At 46.6% G+C, this 519-nt stretch carries 1 pseudogene; it reads right to left on the bottom strand.

The window, feature by feature from the left end:
• A pseudogene (locus R7Z47_RS26815) lies at positions 1-408 on the bottom strand (IS4 family transposase); the annotation flags it as partial.
• Positions 409-519: the final 111 nt, after the last annotated feature.

Below are 519 nucleotides of genomic sequence, written 5' to 3'. Positions count from 1 at the left end.
TATTGTGTAGCCAGAATGCCGCAAAACTTCCATGCCTAAGCGAACTGTTGAGAGTGCGTTTCGATTTCTGACTGTGTTAGCCTGGAAGTGCTTGTCCCAACCTTGTTTCTGAGCATGAACGCCCGCAAGCCAACATGTTAGTTGAAGCATCAGGGCGATTAGCAGCATGATATCAAAACGCTCTGAGCTGCTCGTTCGGCTATGGCGTAGGCCTAGTCCGTAGGCAGGACTTTTCAAGTCTCGGAAGGTTTCTTCAATCTGCATTCGCTTCGAATAGATATTAACAAGTTGTTTGGGTGTTCGAATTTCAACAGGTAAGTTAGTTGCTAGAATCCATGGCTCCTTTGCCGACGCTGAGTAGATTTTAGGTGACGGGTGGTGACAATGAGTCCGTGTCGAGCGCTGATGAATCCCCTAATGATTTTTACCAAAATCATTAGGGGATTCATCAGAGCTTTGTTTTGGTAGGATTACCGCCAAAATACACTCCCCTGAGGTTGACTGCATCCCGTACACAGA

The sequence above is a fragment of the Vibrio sp. 1641 genome (genome assembly GCF_033339995.1).
Lineage (GTDB): Bacteria > Pseudomonadota > Gammaproteobacteria > Enterobacterales > Vibrionaceae > Vibrio > Vibrio alginolyticus.
This window is presented reverse-complemented; position numbering and strand designations above follow the sequence as displayed.